18 protein-coding genes and 1 pseudogene are annotated in these 22,117 nt (G+C 44.1%); 2 read left to right on the top strand and 17 right to left on the bottom strand.

What is annotated here, in order from left to right; all coding sequences use genetic code 11:
• Window positions 1-8: 8 nt before the first annotated feature.
• From AB4585_RS19235 to AB4585_RS19160, 16 genes are all read right to left on the bottom strand, one after another.
• Window positions 9-1,196, bottom strand: coding sequence for a glycosyltransferase family 2 protein (locus AB4585_RS19235; protein WP_372170607.1), 1,188 nt, complete (start codon window positions 1,194-1,196; stop codon window positions 9-11).
• Window positions 1,193-2,293, bottom strand: a complete 1,101-nt coding sequence (locus AB4585_RS19230) for a glycosyltransferase (RefSeq protein ID WP_017070860.1) — start codon at window positions 2,291-2,293, stop codon at window positions 1,193-1,195. The genes AB4585_RS19235 and AB4585_RS19230 overlap by 4 nt, the downstream gene beginning before the upstream one ends.
• Window positions 2,294-2,699: 406 nt before the next feature.
• Complete coding sequence (locus tag AB4585_RS19225; protein WP_017063900.1) at window positions 2,700-4,124, bottom strand: Wzz/FepE/Etk N-terminal domain-containing protein; 1,425 nt, start codon at window positions 4,122-4,124, stop codon at window positions 2,700-2,702.
• Window positions 4,121-5,239: a glycosyltransferase gene (locus tag AB4585_RS19220; protein WP_372117645.1), complete on the bottom strand. Its 1,119-nt coding sequence runs from the start codon at window positions 5,237-5,239 to the stop codon at window positions 4,121-4,123. The genes AB4585_RS19225 and AB4585_RS19220 overlap by 4 nt, the downstream gene beginning before the upstream one ends.
• Window positions 5,232-6,017, bottom strand: coding sequence for a DapH/DapD/GlmU-related protein (locus tag AB4585_RS19215; RefSeq protein WP_372170605.1), 786 nt, complete (start codon window positions 6,015-6,017; stop codon window positions 5,232-5,234). Before AB4585_RS19215 ends, AB4585_RS19220 begins: the two co-directional genes overlap by 8 nt.
• 92 nt (window positions 6,018-6,109) lie before the next feature.
• The gene (locus AB4585_RS19210) at window positions 6,110-7,486 is read right to left on the bottom strand and encodes an O-antigen ligase family protein (protein WP_372170602.1); all 1,377 of its coding nucleotides are present in this window, start codon (window positions 7,484-7,486) and stop codon (window positions 6,110-6,112) included.
• A 252-nt stretch (window positions 7,487-7,738) separates the two neighbouring features.
• The gene (locus tag AB4585_RS19205) at window positions 7,739-8,845 is read right to left on the bottom strand and encodes a glycosyltransferase family 4 protein (RefSeq protein ID WP_017059587.1); all 1,107 of its coding nucleotides are present in this window, start codon (window positions 8,843-8,845) and stop codon (window positions 7,739-7,741) included.
• Window positions 8,826-10,337, bottom strand: coding sequence for a sigma-54 dependent transcriptional regulator (locus AB4585_RS19200; protein ID WP_017059588.1), 1,512 nt, complete (start codon window positions 10,335-10,337; stop codon window positions 8,826-8,828). Before AB4585_RS19200 ends, AB4585_RS19205 begins: the two co-directional genes overlap by 20 nt.
• 223 nt (window positions 10,338-10,560) lie before the next feature.
• Window positions 10,561-10,965 carry an Hpt domain-containing protein gene (locus AB4585_RS19195; RefSeq protein ID WP_017066737.1) on the bottom strand — a complete coding sequence of 135 codons (405 nt, stop codon included), beginning with the start codon at window positions 10,963-10,965 and terminating at the stop codon, window positions 10,561-10,563.
• 394 nt (window positions 10,966-11,359) lie between these two features.
• Window positions 11,360-12,592: a glycine betaine/L-proline ABC transporter ATP-binding protein gene (locus tag AB4585_RS19190; protein WP_017059590.1), complete on the bottom strand. Its 1,233-nt coding sequence runs from the start codon at window positions 12,590-12,592 to the stop codon at window positions 11,360-11,362.
• Entirely contained in the window at window positions 12,585-13,484 is a 900-nt protein-coding gene (locus AB4585_RS19185) for a proline/glycine betaine ABC transporter permease (protein ID WP_017059591.1), read from the bottom strand. The genes AB4585_RS19190 and AB4585_RS19185 overlap by 8 nt, the downstream gene beginning before the upstream one ends.
• A gap of 147 nt (window positions 13,485-13,631) precedes the next feature.
• A complete protein-coding gene (locus AB4585_RS19180; protein ID WP_017059592.1) occupies window positions 13,632-14,624 on the bottom strand; it encodes an ABC transporter substrate-binding protein in 993 nt (330 codons plus the stop codon).
• Between the two features lie 555 nt (window positions 14,625-15,179).
• Window positions 15,180-15,869, bottom strand: a complete 690-nt coding sequence (locus AB4585_RS19175) for a tyrosine-protein kinase family protein (RefSeq protein WP_017063892.1) — start codon at window positions 15,867-15,869, stop codon at window positions 15,180-15,182.
• Complete coding sequence (locus tag AB4585_RS19170) at window positions 15,869-17,968, bottom strand: SLBB domain-containing protein (protein WP_372170599.1); 2,100 nt, start codon at window positions 17,966-17,968, stop codon at window positions 15,869-15,871. The genes AB4585_RS19175 and AB4585_RS19170 overlap by 1 nt, the downstream gene beginning before the upstream one ends.
• Entirely contained in the window at window positions 17,965-18,801 is an 837-nt protein-coding gene (locus AB4585_RS19165; protein WP_017067078.1) for an OmpA family protein, read from the bottom strand. The genes AB4585_RS19170 and AB4585_RS19165 overlap by 4 nt, the downstream gene beginning before the upstream one ends.
• A gap of 62 nt (window positions 18,802-18,863) precedes the next feature.
• Window positions 18,864-19,193: an STAS domain-containing protein gene (locus AB4585_RS19160; protein ID WP_017059596.1), complete on the bottom strand. Its 330-nt coding sequence runs from the start codon at window positions 19,191-19,193 to the stop codon at window positions 18,864-18,866.
• A 311-nt stretch (window positions 19,194-19,504) separates the two neighbouring features.
• Between AB4585_RS19160 and AB4585_RS19155 the strand changes: the two genes are divergently transcribed.
• A complete protein-coding gene (locus tag AB4585_RS19155) occupies window positions 19,505-20,347 on the top strand; it encodes a DNA ligase (RefSeq protein ID WP_372170621.1) in 843 nt (280 codons plus the stop codon).
• Window positions 20,348-20,448: 101 nt separating this feature from the next.
• On the opposite strand, the gene AB4585_RS19150 is transcribed toward AB4585_RS19155, so the two are convergent.
• The gene (locus AB4585_RS19150; protein WP_017059598.1) at window positions 20,449-21,819 is read right to left on the bottom strand and encodes an MATE family efflux transporter; all 1,371 of its coding nucleotides are present in this window, start codon (window positions 21,817-21,819) and stop codon (window positions 20,449-20,451) included.
• Between the two features lie 161 nt (window positions 21,820-21,980).
• Here AB4585_RS19150 and AB4585_RS19145 point away from each other — a divergent pair.
• Window positions 21,981-22,064: pseudogene (locus AB4585_RS19145) on the top strand (riboflavin synthase); the annotation flags it as partial.
• Between the last annotated feature and the right edge of the window lie 53 nt (window positions 22,065-22,117).

Below are 22,117 nucleotides of genomic sequence, written 5' to 3'. Positions count from 1 at the left end.
ATAAGTCCTTAATGATTTGCTCGTGTCCAAGGTGAGTTTTCTAGTCCGATTAGGTAACGAATGCCACCAATGAAGTTGGCGTAGTGTCCAACTATCAAATAAGAGATTAATGAAATAGGTTTGTTTACTAGACGCTTTGGCAAGATGCAGCCAAGGACGCCAATGGTATAAACGGCAACTTGAGCCCATAACAGCGCTTCAAATACCAAGTAGTTGCTAAGTAAGATTGAGCACACTAAGCACACAATCATTAAATAGGGAGTGAGTAGGCGAAGTCCTTTTCCTGAAAAGAACGCAAACGCGATGCCTTTAAACTTCGGGCTGAACAAGGCAAATAATCGAATCGCTTGTTGCATGTTGCCCGCTGAAATACGAAGTCTTCTTTTGAAGTCTGTTTCTAGGTTCGATTCTTCTAGCTCTAATGCCACCATTTGGGTTTCGTATTCGGCGATGTAACCTTGTTTAACGATTTGCATCGGTAAGATGAAATCATCATTAATAGTGTTGAGTGGAAGCAGTTCAAACAGGTGTGTTCTAAACAAGTAGAAAGCGCCATGAGAACCCAAGCTAGAACCTAATGAAGCCTCAGACTCTTTAACCGCGGTTTGGTACTGCCAATACGTGTTTTCGCCTTCATTGCCTGTTGGACAAAGTTGATACGTTGCGTTTACCACTCCAACCTTGTCACTTTCAAAATGAGCGGCAGCTATAAGCAAAGCATCCAATGAAATAAGGGCAGAAACATCACTCATCGCCGTGATATCACTGGTTATACGTGTCACTTCTTCATTAACAACCGCGACTTTACCTCGGTTTACTTGATGGTCATGTATCTCAAAATAGACATCACTGCACATCGCTTCTTGTATGGTCATTTGTGCAATGGCGACTGTGTTATCAGTGCAACCATCGCAAGCGATAATGACTTCCAACTTCTTTTTTGGGTAATCGAGTGAAGCAAGGTTACGAATCTTGTCTGCTATCCATTGTTCCTCATTAAAGGCGGGAACAAGAATGGTGATAGTCGGCAACGTGCAATCTTGCTGTTCCTCTTTGTAGCAACGATGACTCTCTTCAACTTTGCGTGCGGGGTGGCTTTTCGCATACCAACGCAGTAACAAAGGGTAGGCTGCGTGATGATAGACAATCAACGCACCTGAAAACAAACAAAGTCCCGCAAGCAACCAATCAATCATGCGTAAGCTCCTTCTGATATATCGTTGTAAGACGAAACCATTTTGATGATGTCGAAGTTTTCGAGTACGTAACGACGAGGTGACAAAAAGCGTTCATTTTGCTTTTCTAATAGCGCACTAGCTAACCCCACAATGCTGCCGCTTTTGACGAGGGCGCCGCTGACTGGACATAAGGTTTCATCGACGGCACCAACGTCCATTGCGACGGTTGGAATATTGCATGCTTGAGCTTCAAGTGTAGAAAGCGGCAGCCCTTCGTGGCGTGAAGGTAGGCAGAACGTATCCAACGCTCCGTAAAACGTGGTCATGTCTTCAACTAAGCCAAGAAAGATGACTCGGTCACTCAGATTCAAGCGGCTAGTCAGTTGCTCTAGTTGATTGCGTTTAGTACCGCCGCCAGCCAATGCGACAACCATGTTTGCAGGTAAAAGAGTCAGTGCTTTAATAAGTTGGTCTTGGCCTTTGACATGTTCTAGTCGACCTGCACAACCGATGATGTGTTTGTCTGTCGGCAGGTTTAGTTTTGCTCTCGCGTGTTCTTTCGACATTGGCTTAAACTTCTCACAATCAACGCCATTTTTGATGGTAATGATGTTCTCATAAGAAAAAGCAGTGCGTAGTTGGTTATAAACACGTGTCGCGTCGGCAACTAACGTTGGTTGAGCAGCTTTTAAAGCAAGCGCTTGTAATCGACGACGTTTGTTGTTGTTCAGATGCCAAGCGTCATGTTCGGTATGGATTCGAGTTGGAACCCCGGTTACGCGAGCGGCATAACCAGCGTATAACAGTGGGCCAATATGATGGGTATGAACCACATCAGGGCGAATCGCGTTGAAGGCTTTAATTAGCTTAATAATGATATTGAATTGTACGCCTGGTGCTTTATCCAAAAAGACGATTTGCTTTTTGTATGGCTCTAGCTTCGGCCAGTTGTTTATAGACTCTTGCTTAGTACCCTCTAAACTGACAATCAACACTTGGTCTGTTGGTTTAGCAAGGCGGAGCAAATCCAGAGTTAGGGTTTCTAATCCACCCGGTGCAAGGTGCTGAACAACGTGTATGATCTTTTTGCCATGCTTCGTTAAATGCGTATTCATAGTTTGGACCCTGCCTTTATAATTGTTGTTTCGCCTTTCTGACGTTTCTCTTGAAGTAACTTCTTTAAAACGTTTAACTACACAAGGAGATTGCAGGAGTTGTGCCAATTAAATAACCGTTATTTTTCAGTTGTTTAGATTATTTAATTCTAGGGCAGTTTTCATTTCTCAAAATGGGAATCAAAACAAAATACAATTGAATGGCAGTTTGAATCATAGGGCTTGGGTAAATCGAAAGTAGCATTAGAACTTGGGGCTCTAAATAAACAAAACGCCAACCGAGTGTTGGCGTTTTGCTCTAGGATGCACGAAGCTTGGAAACTAGAAAGCTAGAAAGCTAGGAAGCACGAAGCTAGGAAATTAGAAAGCTGTGAATCTAGCAAGTCAAAAATGGCTTTGAGGCTGACTAGCTCATTTTAGGGATCACCGTTATCACAGGGACACCCAAGATATCTTCGATTTCGTCTTTGCGTTTGATTGAAGAATCAAACAGTTCAAACAATACCGCTAAACCAATACCCAAACCGATACCTGCAACGAATCCAGCCAGAATAAAAACAAAAGTCGGCATGTTAGATTTGACACTCGGTGTGAAAGGCAAATCGATAATCTTCACACGTTTGTTTTGCTCGAATACACCAAGCGAACCCGTTAGTTGAGCCATTTCATAACGCTCTGTCAGTTCATCATATAGTTGACGTTTGATTTCAACTTGACGTTTAAGGCGGTACATCTCTTTTGCATTTTCGCCGAAGTTATTGGCCTTGTGTTCTAATTCGAAAATCATAGTTCGAAGGCTTTTGGTCTCTTCAGTTAAAGACTCAAAGCGAGCACGAACCAGCTGTAGGCTGTGTAATTGAGTGACCAGAAGAGGTTGGGTATCAGAAAGTTTGTTCAGTGTCGTACTACTTGCGATGTCCCAAAGCTGGTCGCTGTTCATCGTTGGCTGGGTTACCTCGAGCAAACTCTTACGTTCATTCTCTAGTCTGTCTAGCTCACGCACTTTAGCTTGCACAGCACTGTGCTTGTCCGTGTATTTAGCTTGTAACAAGGTAAGGTCGCTACGAATGTCGATGATCTGGTCTTCTAATTTACCGATCACAGGGTTGGTTCTTGAAAGTTGTTGGTCGATTGACCCTAAACTTTTTTCGACACCCGATAACTCGGCCTCTTTTTCTGCCAATGTTTGTTTGAGTGAAGCTAAGCGATTCAAACTTTGGCTCTGTACCTCAGGCGTCGAATGAACATTCTCATTCATGTATGCAGCTAGCGCTTCTTCTGCTTCTGCAAGCTCTGCGCTACGTTTGTCGATATGGATTTTCAAGAAGTTACTTGAATCTTCAATCGATGAACGTTCCGGTGCAAGTAACTGTTCAATGAAATGTTCACTTACCGAGCGCAGCGTCGCTTCCATTCCATTTGGTGTGTTCGACGTTAGACTTATCTTTAGAAAATCTTTTCCAAGCTGAGTCACCGTTAGACGTTGAGACAGGTCAGTAATGATCTCTTGTTTCTCAATTTCAGGCATATCTGGCGTGGTTAATTGCAGTTCATCAGCGACCGAGTAAAGCACATGTCGACTGTGAAGCAGTGTTCTCAATGCGTTAAGTCGATCTTTGAGCATCGTCGAAACGGCAATGTCTTCCAAGAATGGATTCATCTTGGCCGTTTCTTGAATCAACATACTGGTATGCGCGTCATATTTAGTTGGAGCCAACTTGCTCACACCAAAGCCTACAAAGGGCAAAATAAGCATTGGCAGAACGATAACGTAGCGTTGGCGCCACATCGCATTGATGATGACTAATAACCGCAATTTCAGATTATTCATAATAGCTCCAACATCCAATGTACGAAGTTACCACGGTTCTGCCAGCTCTCTTGTTCGACGACAGAGATAGGTGAGTTGCTTAGCTCGCGTGCATGATCAAGCGCCCAAATCATTTGGTTGGCACTGCCAACCGTGGTTACGTGCCCTTGATATGGAACCAAAGCAGGGAACGGTGTTGTGACAATGGGTGTGCCCGCCGCAAGGTATTCCATTAGTTTGAGTGGGCTACACGCTCGGATCTGCTCGTTATCAACAAACGGCAACAAGCTCACATCCCAGTGTTGAGAATAGCTTGGTAGCGTGTGGTGTGGACGAGGGCCAAGGTAATGTACGTTACTCAACTTAGGCAGCATGAGCGTATCAAGCTCGTTTGGACCTATGAAAACAAAGTCCCATTCCGGCATCGCATTCGCAACATGATCAATCATTTCATAATCAAGCCACTTAGAAAGGCTGCCATAAAAACCAGCAATAGGGCGGTGGTTGCTTGGTAAATCTTTTGCTCTTGGTGCGGGTGTTGAAAATAGGTCTACGTCGACACCATGTGGTAGCAAGTGCGCTTTATGCTTTGGAAATTTATCCATCAATTTTTTGCTAGCCGCGAATATAAGCGTTGATTTTTCGATTAGCTCTGATTCGTGCTGTGCAACGGTGTCATGATCAACACCAGCCAGCGCGCTAAAATCATCACCGCAGTAATAGACCACAGATGACTCGCCTAAGTGTCCGCACAAATCAACAGCGGTTGGAAGAGAAGTCCATAGGATAGGCGCGTTAAGATTAAGCTCTGCAATAACCGGTTTTAGTTGGTGCAACATCATTTGCTGAGCCAACTTTCTAGAAAATTTAGAAGCAGGCGCAGGGATTGTCTTTAAGTTAACGATAGTAATGTTGTCGTGTCCCTCAGAGTCGAGCATGTTTTGAGTAACGGCCTTGGTTTTACCAAACAACTTGTTGAACGCTCGGCTTACATCTTTAGCGGACAGCTTCGGTTGTCTTAGGCCAATAGAGTTGACCCATAAGACTTTGTGTTGCTTAGCAAGGTGACGAACTAAATGTTGAGTCGATGAAGGTAGGCCACCAAAGTCTTCACCAAATACGATTAAATCACGCATGGTCACCTCCATGAGTCTCTAACGAATCGAACATATCGGATTCTGTCACTTCAACGGGTTTGATGTGACCGACAACTCGAGCTGGGTTGCCACCTGCGATTGCGAAGGCAGGAATATTCTTTGTTACTACGCTGCCTGCGGCTATTACGGCACCTTCGCCGATGGTTACACCACCTTTAACCGTCACATTCGTGCCCAACCAAACATCGGGTTCAAGAATGATGTCACCGATTTGCTGAGGGTCGTCACCTTCACCTAGCGCTCGGCGTTTTGCATCAAGCGGGTGTCCAGAGTATCCAAATAGAAAAGCGCCGCCTGCGATTCGTACGTTGTCAGAGATAACCACTTTACCTCCAACAGCGATAGTCGACTGCCAACCAATGTCGACGTTATTGCCAATCGACAATAGTGGGTGTTCCAAGCCTTCAAATTGTTGAGTACAACCAGAGAATGTCGTGTGGCCAGAGATACGGCAGTTGTCGCCAATCGTAATTTGCACCGGACCGCTGACGAAAGGCAGTCCACCATACAAATACAGGCGTTTGCCACATTGAGCCACACGACCTTTGAAAGCCGGAGTCCAGTAGAAGAATCGCGTAAAGCCAGAAACCAAACTCACCACTAGCTTGTGCGCTTGATATAGGCAGCGATTAAGTACTTGAGGGGTAGGTAGCTCTGCGCTTCTGATGTCTTTCAAAATGAAAAACACATTTCTAATTCGAGAATTAGGATGAAACTTAAGCCAATGTTTGAATTGATGTATAGATACTGACGTCATAATGAAAATCCTCTTTTTTGTTATATAGAAGTACTTTCATATACTGTGCCACTTAATAAATATAATATTTTCAATGAGTTAAAATGTGTCTTTTAGGTTTTCTCATTTTGACAGGCAGTTTGAGATACGTTTGAGACGCAAACTGTGAGTGCTGCGAGGATATAAATCGGCCAGTTGAAGCCTTGAGTCAAAAATGTCCCCGACACGATTGTGCCAATCAGACCTGCATAGATCGCATAGGCGACCGCATTGAGTTCGGGGGCGATTTCTGTGGCCGAGTTTTTTAACCTCGTTAGCGTAGAGCGAGAGGTTTTGATCAAAGAAACGATAAGGCAGACAAAAATGATCAGACCAATAAAGCCTGTTTCTGCCAACACACCAAACCAGGTACTGTGAACGGCGTGATTCAGTCCGTCCCAATGCGAACTGTAAAAGAAGTAGTTCGAGAAGAAGTTGTTCAACCCTACGCCGGTCAGTGGATTCTCAACTGCCATCTTTATTGCTGCTTCCCAAGCATAGATTCGACCCATTGCAGATTCATCGATACCTTGTTCAGCGGCACCACCAGAAGATCTGTCTGAGATACCAGCAACTAAATAGAGCACCACGGCCGCGACAGTTCCCACTGAGATTAAGAGAACTTTAGAGCGCACTAGCTTCCACGCAAAAATACCAATCACCGCAATACAACCCAGTAATCCGCCACGGCTTTGAGTGGCAATAATGGCGGCGAGCAGTAACAGACAAATTAAGGCACTGATTAAACGTTTGGATCGTGAGATGCCAGTCGTGGTGGCTTGGCTTATTGTAAAGGCGAGTGGGAACATCAGTACCAGTGCTAGGTCGTTCGGGTCACCTAACATAGAGCCAAAATCGCGGCCAATAGTCACGCGTGAGCCCTCGACAAGCCCAATACCATTTACTGAGTTGTACACGGCAATAGAGCTGGCTAAAGCGCCAGCGTAGATAATCGTCATCGCGGTTTTTGCGAGATTTTCCGTGGTGTTTACTAGCCAAGTAATCGCAAGCGTCATCACTATAATTTTCCAATAAACGCCCTTGAATTCTGCTAGTGCTATTGGCCTGTTGGACGCGAAGATAATACCAATGAAAACCAATACCCAAAATATGGCGAGCCAATTTAAACAAGGGTGCCAGAAGATTTTAAGTTCTTTACTGATTAATGCATGCCATAGAAGAGCCGACAGAGCGCCTAATGAAAGCATCAGCGGTATTTTTAGCGAATAGAGCTGAGGTATAGCTTCGTGAATTCGGAAAAATGAAAAGACAACGAACAGTAAAACTAACCAGAATGTTTTGTTTAACACGAATAACCCGGCCAATGGCACAAGAGCGAGCGCCACAATGACAGCAGGGTGAGGCACAAAGTACCAAACAACACCAAGCCCAACACACAAGGTGCTGATCGTGATGATGACTGGCAATCTATTGGCTTCAGGGTTGACCATTGTGACCTCTATTGGCAAATAAACTCTTTAGGACTCGGCTCGTAATCTTTTTAAGACGTAGTTACGCCTGATGTTAAAGATTGCAAAGTGAGTGCCAGTTATGCATTTTGTTTAACTTACTGATTTAATGTTGGATTATTAAGTGAGGGCGTAGCCTTGAGGTGAGTTTTGTCATTTTGAGAATCAGTATAAAACTGACTAAAGTACTTAAATCATCAAGCCCAAATAACCAGTTATCGACTAAGGCTAGAACTAACGGTCGAGTTGATAGATTTCCAACAACTGCGGGACAACGGCTTGTGGAGAGTATTGGTTTTTCACGGTTTCTATCGCGTGACTCTTGAGAGAGTCACGCTGCTCGTTCGTCAATGACATCCACAAAGATAAAAACTGTTCTAGCTCAGCTTCTGAATTTGCAAGGTAGCCGTTAACTTGATGCTCGATGAGTTGAGGCAAGTTACCAACTGAGGTGGCGAGAACGGGAATGCCACGAATCATGGCTTCTAATGCCGCCATAGGTAAGCCTTCAAAGCGAGAAGGGATGATTAACAGATCGATTTGGCTCCAGACGTCGTCCATATTGGTCTGATGCCCATGAAAGGTCACATTATCAGGCTGCGATTTAACTAAGATGTCCATTTCTGGCCCGTCACCAAAAAGCTCAAACCGAACATCAGGAAACTGTTTGGCTAATGCAACAAATCGATCAGGCGCTTTTTCATGGCTCAATCGCCCCACAAAACCAACATGGAATGGGCTTGATGAAGGGGAGCTTGTTAACCCGGTTGGCATTTTAACAAAGTTATTCAATTGATGGGTTTGACTCGGCACTTTCGCTTTAATCTTTTCACTGACCACGAGCGACTGATCAGAAAGAAAACTGCTGTAACGGTCGAGCCAATCATAAAGCCATACTTTGCCTGTTGGGGTTTCACCTGCGTGATAAGTGGTGATTTGCTTTGTGTTGTTGAAACGAGGCGGAAGCTTGATTAACTTGCTGACCAAACTGGCTTTGTAACCATGAGCATGGATAAGCCTTGGTTGATAATGTTGAACTGCACGTTTCAGCTGTGTCGCGCTATTGCCATTTGAATCTACAGAACATGAGGCTAAATCGGAGAGGTAACTAAAAGGGATGTTCAGCGCATTCAACTTTTCAACGATGATCGCTTCAGGATTAAACTTAGTCAAAAGAACGATACGAACAGCCTCTGAATACTGAGCGCTTTCCGATATCAGGCCTTGTGCTAATTCTAAAACATGCGTTTCTATGCCTCCAAAAGTTTGGCTGTCGATCAACAGCCAAATCTCATGAAGGTTTATGTCGAGTACACCTTGGTTAGGCTTGATTGTACTCATCTTCCGATTCCCAAGCCTGTTTCTTACGATAAACAGTAGAAGGGCTAAGTTCTAACAGCACAGCAGCGTTTAACACATTCCCATCGCAATGATTGATGGCATGTTGAATGGCTTCACGTTCTATTTGCCACATTGGACGAATAGCACCTTCGCTTGTGGTAAATGCAGGCGTCATCGGCTCGTTGTGAGCTTGAGCAACTGACGATTGTTCCAACTCTTCCGGAGTAATCGGTGGCAACTTAGCTTCTGGTGCTTCAACAACTGCAGGTTGAGGCGCAGTTACTCGAATTGGTGTCACTGATTTAGATGATGGAGCGGCATCTACTTTATTAATCGGAGGCGGTAACATGTCTTTAGTCACGCTCGTTTCATTGTTCAACACCACGATGTTACGGATGATGTTTTGCAACTGACGCACATTGCCTGGCCACGCATAACGTTTAAGTAGATTCTGCGTTTCCTTGTCTATTGATTTGAACTTCTTCTTGTCTTGCTTCGCGTACAGTTTCAAGAAGTGATTAGATAGGGTGACAATGTCACTTCCTCGTTCACGAAGCGGTGGCATTTCGATAGGCACAACGTGAACACGATAGTAAAGGTCTTCTCTAAAACGTCCTTCTTCTACTTCAACCAGTGGATCGCGGTTGGTCGCACAGATAATTCTGACATCCACTTTAATCTCGCGGTTGCCACCGAGTGGAGTAAACGTACCAGTTTGCAAAAATCTGAGGAGCTTCTTCTGCATCTCCAGTTCCATTTCACAAAGCTCATCGAGAAATAGGGTACCGCCATGCGCTTGCATTGCTGCACCTTTACGGTCGGTTGTCGCACCGGTAAACGCACCTTTAACGTGACCGAAGATTTCACTCTCCATTAGGTCTCGAGGGATAGCGCCGCAGTTAATGGCCACGAAGGGTTTACCATTACGCTGACTCTCTTGGTGAATCGCTTCCGCACACACTTCTTTACCTGTACCACTTTCGCCGTTAATAAACACGCTGGCAGTGGTTGGTGCTACCGAATCAATGATCTTGTAAACCGCCTGCATGGGTAGGCAAGAGCCAATGAAATTATGAAAACGATCACGATCGAATTTGCTTTGCATGTTATCGACGAGGTTTTCGAGTTTCGCTCTTTTTAGATGCAAGCTAACAGAGGTCTTGAGTCGATCGGCTTGAATGGGTTTCTCTAAGAAGTCTTCTGCACCGCGTTGGATAAGGTCTACCGCGATGTTTACTGAACCATGCGCTGTCGCGATGATGACAGCGGTCGGTATTTCGTTAGCAGTAATCCAATCTAAGACTTCTTCGCCTGGCATGTCAGGAAGCTTAAGGTCGAGAATCACAAGCTGTGGAGAGTGCCTTTCAATGAAGGTCTTAGCTTCCGCGCCGGTTTCGACGTGGAAAATATCATAGGGCTCGTCTTTTACGTACTGCTTGTAGAGTACGGCGAGTGAGGTGGAGTCTTCAACTAACAATACCTTAGGGCGCATTGTGTATTCCTTTTTAAACTTTATCCTAACCAATCAATAACATAGTGATATGCAACCATCAATACGAGTCTTGTGTATTTGTTATCTACCACATGCAATCTTTTAAGAAGCGGCCTGTATAACTTCTCGCATTGCTGTTCATGATGGAGCCCATCTTATGGCGACTATATTAATAACGACTGTTTTGAGTTTTTAATCTGATACCGATAATGAACATGCAAAGCTAGCTGAAGCCTGCCTCTTTCCTTTCAAGCAAGGCTTTTATTGAACGCTCTGCGAGCTCTAGTAATTCATCAACTTGTCGAAATGCCGCATCATGACTCTGTTCTAAACATAGCTTTTCTAAAGCTCGAGCTAATTCACCCAAAGGGCGATTACCTAACGAAAGCGCTGTGCTGCCGAGAGTGTGGACCTCGAACTCAAGTGTTTGAGCGTCTTTCTGCGTGACTGCCTCTTTTATAGCGACCAAGCGTGTTTGTGATTCTTCGACATAATGGTCGATCAAGATAGGGATAATGTCCGCACTTGTATCGCGAATCATTTGCTCCAGAACGCTTTCATCGACAAGCTTGCTCACTTGTTGTGAGTTTAGATTTGTAGCTGCGTCTGACGCTAAAGTAGAATTCATCAAACTAAGTCCTTTTATTGAGCTTAATATCTGTTAATACTATTAAGTTTTAGTCATTTTCTAGAATAATTTCAACTGGTTGCCGTACAAATAGAGCATTTAATTGGCATCTCACTCATCTTGCTATTGGGTTTGTGACAAACCTAACGGACTGATTTTATTTTGTTTTCTCTTATGAAATATAAACTTAGGTGCCTATAAAGCCTAAGGTGCGGGTAGATCTCAGAAGAAAACGAGCCCGATACAAATAAAAAAGACCACTGCAGTGAAATAACAACAGTGGTCTTAGAGCGGTTTATGTAGTTTAGGCTAATCTAAATAGCAATAACTCAAATAACGATAACCCAAACAATGATAATTTAAACAGCCGTGCTTTAAATCACGAAAAGTAGGACTACGAAGCTTTATCAATCTTTGGCTTTGGGTCGGCTTCTACTTCTTCCTCGCTACTTTCTGAGAAGATATCAGCAACAGCGCTTCTCTCGAGTTCACCTTTTAGATTACCGTCTTCATCAACAACTGGAAGAGAGTAGTCACAAGACATAGTGTCCGGTAGCACTTCTTCAATCACCGCATCTGGTAAGATGGCAGGGACTTCTTCGTATATCTCATCACTAAAATCATGTACCGATGAATCTTCAACTGCGTCTTGTAGGCTCTCTTGTGTGACTAGGCCTTGATAGCCGTCATCCGTTACGTGATAAGCGTAATCGTTTTTCAGCATCTTCATCTGTGCCAGAGCACCTTCAATCGTTTCTGATGTGATTCGATACAGAGGAGGCTGCATAACGGTTTCAACGGTCAGTGCACGAGCACGGTTTACGTCTTTCACGAACGCTTCCACGTAATCATCGGCTGGATTTAGCAGAATCTCATGTGGTGTGCCTTGTTGTACTAACTCGCCGTCTTTCAAAATTGCGATTCTATCGCCTAGGCGGAGTGCTTCGTCCAGATCATGAGTGATGAAAACAATCGTCTTATGAAGCTTCTCTTGAAGTTCGATAAGCTGATCTTGCATTTCACTTCGAATCAAAGGGTCGAGTGCCGAAAAGGCTTCATCCATTAACAAGATTTCAGCGTTAGTACACAGAGCGCGAGAAAGGCCAACACGTTGTTGCTGACCACCTGAAAGTTGCGCAGGGTATTGCTTGCCGTAACCTTTTAAGCCCACCGTTTCTAACCATTCGTTGGCTTTCGCTAAACGGTCTTCTTTTTTGATGCCTTGTACTTCCAACCCGTACGCAACGTTTTCAACCACAGTGCGATGAGGCATTAAGCCAAAGCGTTGGAATACCATCGACATTTTATGACGACGGAACTCTTCTAGCTGTTTAGTGTTGAGGCTCATCACATCTATGCCTTCAACCATGATTTTACCTTGAGTCGGGTCAATCAAACGGTTGAAGTGGCGAATCAGCGTCGATTTACCCGAGCCAGAAAGCCCCATGATAACGAAGATTTCACCACGGTTAATCTCAAGGTTGATCTCTTTTAAACCAACGGTATGACCCGTATCCGCAAGAATCTGATCTTTGTGTTCGCCGTTTTGAACTCGGTTCATAACAGACATTGGTTTCGGTCCAAACACCTTGTACAGACCACTAATTTCAATCAATGGTTTAGTCATGCTTGAATCCTCCTAAATGCGCATTAGTTCTTCTTGCGTACGCTTGTGAAGCGCGGTCAAAAAGGATTGCGAGGGCAACGATGGCGAAACCATTCATCAAGCCTAATGTGAAGTACTGGTTAGTAATCGATTTGAGAACCGGTTGTCCTAGGCCTTTCACACCAATCATGGATGCGATAACAACCATAGACAGTGCCATCATGATGGTTTGGTTAATACCCGCCATGATCGTTGGCATTGCTAGAGGAAGTTGAACACCCCATAAGCGTTGCTTTTTGCTCGCACCGAAAGCGGTAGCGGCTTCAAGGACTTCTTTATCAACTAAGCGTATGCCTAGGTTAGTTAGACGAATTACAGGTGGGATCGCGTAGATAACCACGGCGATTAGCCCTGGAATCTTACCGATGCCCAGTAGCATTACCACTGGAATCAAATAAACGAACGCAGGCATGGTTTGCATGATATCGAGCATCGGCGTAACAATTGACTGAGCTCGATTTGAACGAGCCATCGCAATACCAATCGGAATGCCCAAGAATATTGAAACCAAGGTACATACAGTGATGATACTGAGCGTCCGCATGGTGTCTTCCCACATTCCAAAGTAACCAATGAGAAGTAGAGAAGCAACACAGCCTAGAGCCAGTTTCCAAGAACGGCTTGCTGCGTAGACAAGGCTGGTACACACAGCCAGGACTATAATCCAAGGTGTTGAGATAAGGAGTTTTTCAAACCAAACGAGGAATGAAAGAAGAGGGTCAAAGAGAGATTCAATCATTTCGCCGTATTCACGGGAAAATTCACGGTATGCGCCATCTAGCGTCTTTTTTATGGTTCGTAAATCACCGCGTTCCATCTCTGGAAAGCTTGATAACCAATTGCTGTCAGCCATTTTATATCCTTATAGTTCGGAGCCACTTGTCCATGCGATAAGAAAATCGCTAATGAAAAGGGCTCCGAATCATGAATAACATCAAGTATAGCGACGTTATTTCTGTTTTATTGTTGAAGCGTAATTACTTGTTATTAAATCAAGCTCTTACAGCTGAGCTTCAACTTTCTTAGCCACTTCTTCAGAAACCCATGGGTGCCATACTTCTGGGAATTCACTTAAGAAATGCAGACTCGCTTCTTCGCCATCAGCTTGGTTGTCTTCCATCCAAGCAAGTAGCGAGTTCATTTTGTCGTTTGTGAAACCACGTTTAGTAAAGTAGTCGTACGCTTCAGGAGCACGTGACGCAAAACTTTCAGTGGTAATCGTGTGGACAGGTGAAGGCGGGTACATGGTTGCTTTTGGCGATTCACAATCTTCTTTGGTGGTACAGTTAAGGAACTCTTCCTCATTAACGCCACTGCCAAAGTCGACTTTAACCATGTCGTATTTACCTAGAACAGCGGTCGGTGCCCAGTAGTAACCAAACCAAGCTTCTTCACGTTCATAAGCTTTTGCGATAGAGCCAGATAAGCCGGCACTCGAGCCTGGATCAACAATCGTGAAACCGCTGTTTTCTAGCTCAAGAGCATTAAACAAGTTTCCGGCGCTGATCTGACAGTTCCAGCCTGCAGGGCAGCTGTAGAATGCAGATGTATCTGGGTCTTCAGGGTGTTTAAATAAGCTTGCGTTTTTGCGTACGCCTTCGATGGTTGCCATTTCAGGGTACTGTTTTACTAGGTAAGCTGGAACCCAAAAGCCTTCTTCGCCGCCGTTCACAAGTGCTTTACCTGCGTAGCGAAGACGTTTTTCTTCAACACCTTTATCTAAAGCGTCTTTTAAGCTGTTGCTCCAAAGTTCAGGTGCAACATCAGGCTGGCCTTTTTCGATCATAGACGTGCCTGTTGGCATAGTGTCGCCAGGGATAAGTTCAGCATCACACCCATAACCATGTTCAAGGATGAATTGGTCGATATTGGCGATCAGTGTTGCAGAGTTCCAGTTCATATCTGCGATTGTTACGCTGCCACATTCTCCAGCGTTAGCATTACCGCTGGCTGCTGCTACTAACAAAAATACGGAGCTTAACTTGTATTTCATATTGAGTTTCCTTTCTCTTTAATAATACAACTAAGGTAACCAAGGTAAATTGATTATCTAAATTGCTCGATGGTGATCCTTTCCGTGTATTTGAACCATTTGAGCAGAAGGAGGGATGGGTGAAGTTTGAATAGATAAACGTGCAAAGTCAGTGAAGTGTGATTTGCCAATTCATCCACTGTGTTTCAACAGCCATCGGATAACTTTGTCAAACTATTACAAATTCGTCAAAAACCACCTCTATTTATAATCTTAGGGAATAATCGTACGAATTCCATCTTTGATGCGATTTACATAGCACTTTAACCGTCTGTGTCACATTACCGCTAAAGTTAGGTGTGGGGCTGTTTATTTTTGAAGGGATTTAAAGGTGGTAAGACCATGAATGACGTGTGTGAAATGCGTTGAATGGTTTTTAAAATCTTATTTTTAATAACAATTTCGCCAAAAACACCCAATTTGGTTTTGAATCATTCAGAGCAGTTGGAGCTTGAAGTCTAATACGATTGGCGGCTGTCATGGTTTTAATGACAGCCAGAAAGTAGCAAAAGAAAGTTACATAGGAAGGTTCAAAAACTCATTTTGATACAGCTTGTTTGCCAAGCTATCGCGAAGCTTAACGGGGATAAATTTCATTCGATTGATTTGTCTGACCAACTCTTGTGCAAAGCTAGGCTTTTGTTTCATGTTCATCACGCAGCCCATTAGATTGATACTTTGTGCATCAAGCAGCTTTTTCGCTTGTTCTAGGTGGTGACTCGACGTTTCTCCATAGGCGACAACAATTAGTGTACTGCCACAAGCGCTCGCGACAGACTGCGCCGGAATATTGCCTTTGTTTATGTTGAGAAGCGGTGAGGTATCAATGATGACTCTGTCGTATTTCTCTAACCATTTGTTGACCACTTTTTGTAACGTTGTCGGATCTTTATAAGCCAATTGCGTTGAAGCAACTTGTGGAGCAGGGACACCGATAAACGTACGCTGAGATTCAACATGTTCTATCAGTTGACCTTGCTGATTATCTTCTAGCATATTCAAATCTTTGAAAGCAGGGTTGAATAAGTTGAGATCAACATAAAGCGTTGAATGACCCGCAAGAAGAAAACGCTCGGCTAATGCGGTTGCAATAGATGTTACGCCGTCACCTGAATGGCAGGCGGTGACGCATATTGATTTTTGGCCGTTAAGTTCAGAAGCTAAATACAGTTGCTCGACTTCGGCATGGGTCGCTGAAATTGTCATTATAAAGCTCCTATTAATACGATGGTGGTGGTGATACGCAGTATGTCATCAAGTCCGACGCGTGCTTTTTCAATAAAGCTTTCGCGACGGTCTGGGATGTAAATCGTGTCACCAGCGCGTAGCACCGGCAAGTTGTAAATGTTCGCCGTTTTGCTGAATTCAACAAGGTCAAAAGTACGAGCCTGACCTTGGCAGCAAGACATATTGACGATGGTAATTTTTTCTACATAAGCATTGTCGGTAGGTCCTGCTGCTTCTGCCAGAATATCTAGAATGGTCATGTTGTCGTTGAACACATAACGCCCCGGATTGTTAATCGCACCAAGCACACGAACGGTTTCTTCTTTCGGTGTATCTAACCAGTTTTTGCCTTTCTCTGGGATGTAAATCGTGTCGCCAGTGGTTACGTTTGGCAGTAACGATTCGTCACCGGTTTCGAAGTACAGTGATAAGTTAAGTTTGCTTACTTGCGAATAGGTTTTGTCACGATGTGTTACTCGAACGTTGTGGATGTCGGCATCCTTTGTTGGACCGTCAGCCGCAGACAAGATATCAAGGAAGTGCATGTCTTTGGTGAAGCGGTAACGACCGGGTGCATTCACTTGTCCAAAGATGTAGATCGAAGCATCAGAGCTTTGACGAACCCATTGTGATTTATTGTCTGAAGGATCTTGTGGCAAGTCGTGAACACGCACGATAGAGCCCGCTCGAATTTGTGGCATTTGGTCACGTGGCGCACCATTTCGAATAAAATCATCAAGGTTAAACACAACTAGCTTTCTACCAGTAACAACTTCGATTTTCGATGTGTCAGCGCGTAGCGTAGGGCCACCGACGTGTGCCAATAATCCCATGAAATTCATTTCATCTGACCATTCAATACGACCAGGTCGATTCACCTCACCAATCACGTTAACTGCTCTGTCTGGCGTGATTTTCAACCAAGACTTCTCGTTCATGTCGGTTTTCTCGGGAACGAAAATCGCGTCACCAGCTTTGATGCTAGGAGGGTTAGAGTTAGGTAAGCCTTCAGTGTAAGCCGCTAAATCGAATTTAAGCACTCTGCCATCTGCTTTGATAACACGGATTTGTCGTGACTCTGCAAATCGAGTTGGGCCGCCCGCATTCGCCAAGATATCCATAAAGGTCGCGTCTCTTTTGCCTTCAAAAGCACCAGGGGCTGCGACTTCGCCCATTACGTAAACCATGTTGGCGCCGGATTTGATCTCTTCTTCTTGCTTGGGAACGAAAATGGTCGCACCCGGGCGTAAAATTGGAAGCAGACTTTCGTCACCAGAATCTAAGTAACGTTTTAGGTTGAATAGCGTTGGGGTGTTGTTCGAAATCACTCGGATTTGCTCAACACTGGCATAACGAGTTACGCCGCCCGAACGCATAAGTACGTCGACAAGGTCGGTGTTCTCTTTGTAAGTGAACGAACCCGGCGCGTTCACCTCACCAAACACTTTGATGGAGTTACGAGAATCAGCACTGTCACCTGAGTTAGCAAGCTTTGCTGCGTCAAACTCTTGCTCGATGTTACCGACTAATGGAGAAGCTGGAACGAATAGTGAATCCAGTGATTGAAGAGTAGGTAATGCTGACTCGTCTCCTGAATCAAGGAATCGTTTGTAGTTAAACTCTTTCTTATCTGCGCCTCGCTTAAGAATCAGCTTATCCAGTTGCGCGCCCGGGCGTAAACCACCCGCAGCGTAAAGTGCCATTTGGATGCTAGAACCTAATGAGAGCGTGTATTCGCCAGGCTGTTCTACATAACCTTGCACGTAGATGATGATTTGCTGCTCTTTTACATACACTGAAGCGTTCGAAAGATCTTTGTAAGCGGTTGCCAGCGACTCTAGAACGACTTTGTTAAGCTGCTCACTGTCATAACCTGCCACAAATACAGTACCCACTTCAGGAAGAGTAATACGGCCACGTTTATCAACTTGGAACCCAGTATTTAAGGTACTTTCTCCGGGTACGTTGACTTGGATAAGATCACCGACTTGAACCGCCTCTGAAAACTCGTCTCTTGCATTCACGATATTCGCAAAGCATAACGATAGGGTGATGATAAAAGCGATCAAGAATTTCATAATCCACCTCCCATTTTCTCGGCATTCTTAGGCGAGACAATTTCAATACTTACTCGGCGGTTCGTTAAACGCGTGCCGTCGGATTCACCTTCAAAAAGAGGGACGGTTTCGCCAACAGAGACGGCTTTGATTCGTTGAGCGCCTAGTCCAAAAATAGTCAGGTAGCGTTCGACTTGTTTCGCTCGTCCAAGTGCTAACTTGTCGTTGTATTCTTCGGCACCCGTTGCATCAGCATGGCCGGTAACAACAAGGTCTAGGGATTTGTGTTCTTTAAGTAAAGTGGTCGCCTCGGCCAGTCTTCCCATATATTTAGGATTTACTTCAGTCGAGTTTTCCGCAAATTGGTTGTCAACATTAAGCAGGTCATACAACTGTTCAATAACCGACAGTTGCATTCTAAATTGATTTTCATTTTTTGGTGGCTCACAGCGGGCTTGTGAAGTTACGTAATCCAGTTGGACCTCAAGTTCATTTAGGCGTTTTCTTTGGATCACTAAGTCGTTGGCTGCATCCAGTAGTAGACCGCCTTGAAGTTCACGAGCAATACGATTTTGCTTTTCGATTGCTTGAACAACAGCAGCTGGGAAACACCAACGAGCACCTTCTTGGATCAAAGCATCAAGGTGCAATTTAGCGAGCTGCCAATCAAAGCGTAATCCATGTTCTGGACCAAGAGGCTCGTCTGGCATGACAGGAGAGAAGTCTGAGTTTTGATAGTTAATAGAATCGTAACTTTCAGCCAAACCCCCTGTGCCTTGTTCAGGATAGCTAGTACAGCCACCCAGAACGAGAGCGGACAGAGAAAGGGCTATGTAGTTTTTCAGTATTTTCATGCCGACGTCCTATGTTTCTAATTTTTCTTATTATTTTTTGTTACTTCTAGCTTAGTGGGTCTTCATGAATTTGCAGGATTTTTTGAATTTACTGGGATAGCGTGGCCAATACGTAGTAGGTTCATAATTTCAAGAGGCTGACCAGTCACATTTTCAAGTCGCATGTTGCGTTCGCGCTCAGTCAGACGTTTGAACATATAAACAATCGCGCCAACACCAGATGAATCTAAAAACTCAACCTGGCTAAAATCAACTTCGATTTCAGGGTGACCATCGTTAGAAATCACATCATCGATGTCGGTTTGTGCATCACGACTGCCTGCTGCATCCAGATCACCGAAAATAGAAAGTGTCAGTGTCGTTGTGTTTAAATCAGTCTTACGTAGTTCCATAGCGATATCTCCTTTTAAGTATGTATGGACAACTGCACTGAATGTGCCAACTTTTATGTTGTTATTTTTCAATAATTTATGTTTAGTACGAATTCCTATCTCAAATTGAGAAAAGACGTTTCTCAATATGAGAACTAAAAACGGCGGAATATATGAGAGTTATAGGTCATTAATTTAATGAATAAATGAAAAGGTTAGATAAGGTTGATGAGTGGATCGCATCTTCTAGCAAAGGTTGTCTACCTACGTGTCAGAACGCTTAGGATTAAAGGCGTTTGTTGACTACTACAGATATCAATACGGAGCAGATGATGAGATTAACTAAATTGGCGATAGCAACTCTATGGGCGTGTTCGCTTTCTTCTCATTCATCCTATTTACCTCCCGACCATTTGGTACTGGCCAATACATACCAACAAGGCATTGATGTTTCTGAATACTGGAAGAGTGAAAAGCTTGATGGGATTCGGGCTCTTTGGGACGGACAACATCTTTATACACGCAATGGTAATCGCATTTACTCACCCAAGTGGTTTACTGAAAACTTGCCTAAGGTACATCTCGAAGGAGAGTTGTGGGCAGGAAGGGGCAAGTTCCACCTTGTTCAATCTACCGTTCTCGATCATACGCCGAGTGACACAGCATGGCGCCAAATCGATTTCATGCTGTTTGATATGCCAGGCGCTGCGGGAGATTATCAAAAGCGCTATTACAACATTTTGCATTGGGTAAGAGTGATTGGAGAATCTCATGTCAGCTACATAGAACATGTACCAATTCACAGTGAAGAGGCTTTGTTTCATCAACTTGATAATGTCGATGAGCGTAATGGCGAAGGTTTGATGCTTAGAAAAATCACCAGTCGTTATCAAGCAGGCCGAAGTAATGATTTGTTAAAACTGAAAAGGCATCATGATGCCGAAGCCACAGTTATTGGCTACAAGGGTGGGACAGGGAAGTATAAAGGGATGATGGGTTCAATCTTGGTTCACACAGAAGAGGGTGTGGAATTTTATATAGGTAGCGGGTTCACTGACCAAATGAGACTCGCACCGCCAGAGATCGGCAGCCGTATTACCTTTCGTTACAATGGTTTTACTCAAAACGGAAAACCCAAGTTTGCGCGCTTTGTTCGAGAGAAGAGTGAATATTAAGGCAGATACGATCTACCTGACCATTAAACGAAAAAGAGCCCTGAAAATCAGAGCTCTTTTTTTTATTCGAAATCAGATAGACCGACTTAGCGAGTACGAATCTAGCGCGAACTAAATTCTAACTGAACGTCATCGTCCTGCTTGTGCATCCAGTGTAGACGCATACCCAGCATAATCGCGGCTGACGTTAGACCGACGATGAAACCAATCCAGAAGCCGTGCGCACCCATAGGGTCAACAATCCAATCTTTCATACCCAAGATGTAACCGATAGGAAGACCAAGCAACCAGTAAGCCACAAAGGTGATGTTGAAGATTGAACGCATGTCTTTGTAGCCACGCAGAGCACCCGCAGCGATAACTTGGATGGCGTCAGTACATTGATAAACCGCCGCGAACAACAGCAACTGCATTGCAACGGTAATTACCGCCGTGTTCTCTGTGTAAAGTAATGCAACCTGTTCTCTGAACAGGACAGTTAACGCCGCTGTCATTAAGGCTGTCACTAAACCAACAATGATACCCACGTGTGTCGCGATCTTAGCGCCTTCGGTGTTGTTTTCGCCCAACTTATGCCCAACACGAATACTCACGGCTGCCCCGATACTCATCGGAATCATGAAAACCAGCGAAGAGAAGTTGATCGCGACTTGGTGCGCGGCAACAATCAATGAACCCAATGGTGCAACTAACAGAGAAACCACCGCAAACAGAGTTACCTCGAAGAAGATAGCGGCCGCCACAGGGAAACCAAGTCTAAACAGACGAATTTGAGCTTTAAGTTGCGGCTTATGGAACGTACCGAAGATGTTAATTTTCGCCAAACGCTTTGATGTTAAAACGTAAGCGAACAGCAGAGCAAACATCACCCAATATACGATAGCCGTTGCAACGCCACAGCCAACACCACCCAGAGCAGGAGCACCAAGTTTTCCGTATACGAACATCCAGTTAAGTGGGATGTTTAATAGCAAGCCAATAAAACCAATCACCATCGCAGGCTTAGTTAAAGACATACCATCCGTAAAGCTTCGCAATGTTTGGAACAACAAAAACGCAGGTACAGCAAACATCACCGCATTCATATAGCCGATGGTCTTTTCCGCCATGAGTTGTTCAATGTCCATCCACTCCAATATCAATTGTGTCTGGAACAGTACGCCAATGATTGGAAGGGAAATGACGAGCGCTAAAAACGCTCCTTGTTGAATCTCAAATGGAATTTTGACTTGTCGACCAGAACCATTCAGCTGTGCAACGACAGGAACCAACGCCATCAATAAACCGACACCAAATAAGATTGATGGTAGCCAGATACTTGCTGCAATCGAAACCGCCGCCATATCGATAGCACTTACGCCACCGGCCATCACGGTATCAACAAAACCCATTCCAGTTTGTGCAACAGATGCGATCAATACTGGGGTCGCAAGTTTGATTAGATTCGAGGATTCTTCTTTGTAACGGTGCACAAACAACTCCAAATAAGAGGGAAAATTAGAATAATAGTGTAGGAAAGGACATTCTGAAGGAATCAGAGACAATGATCTTAAGCTTCCACTGGACGAATCATAAAGAAATGTCACAATAACTGCTATGAAAAACTGTTATTAGAATGCTAAATAGGAATCTTATGTTTACAGGTATCGTTCAAGGCATGGCAACACTGGTTGCTATAAACAAAAAAGAGTTGTTTCAAACTCATACCATTGAGTTATACCAATTAAAGTAAAAATGTGATCTAATTAATATTGATGAATTATTGTGAAA

The organism is Vibrio sp. 10N.222.49.C9 (assembly GCF_041474985.1).
Classification (GTDB): domain Bacteria; phylum Pseudomonadota; class Gammaproteobacteria; order Enterobacterales; family Vibrionaceae; genus Vibrio; species Vibrio crassostreae_C.
This window is presented reverse-complemented; position numbering and strand designations above follow the sequence as displayed.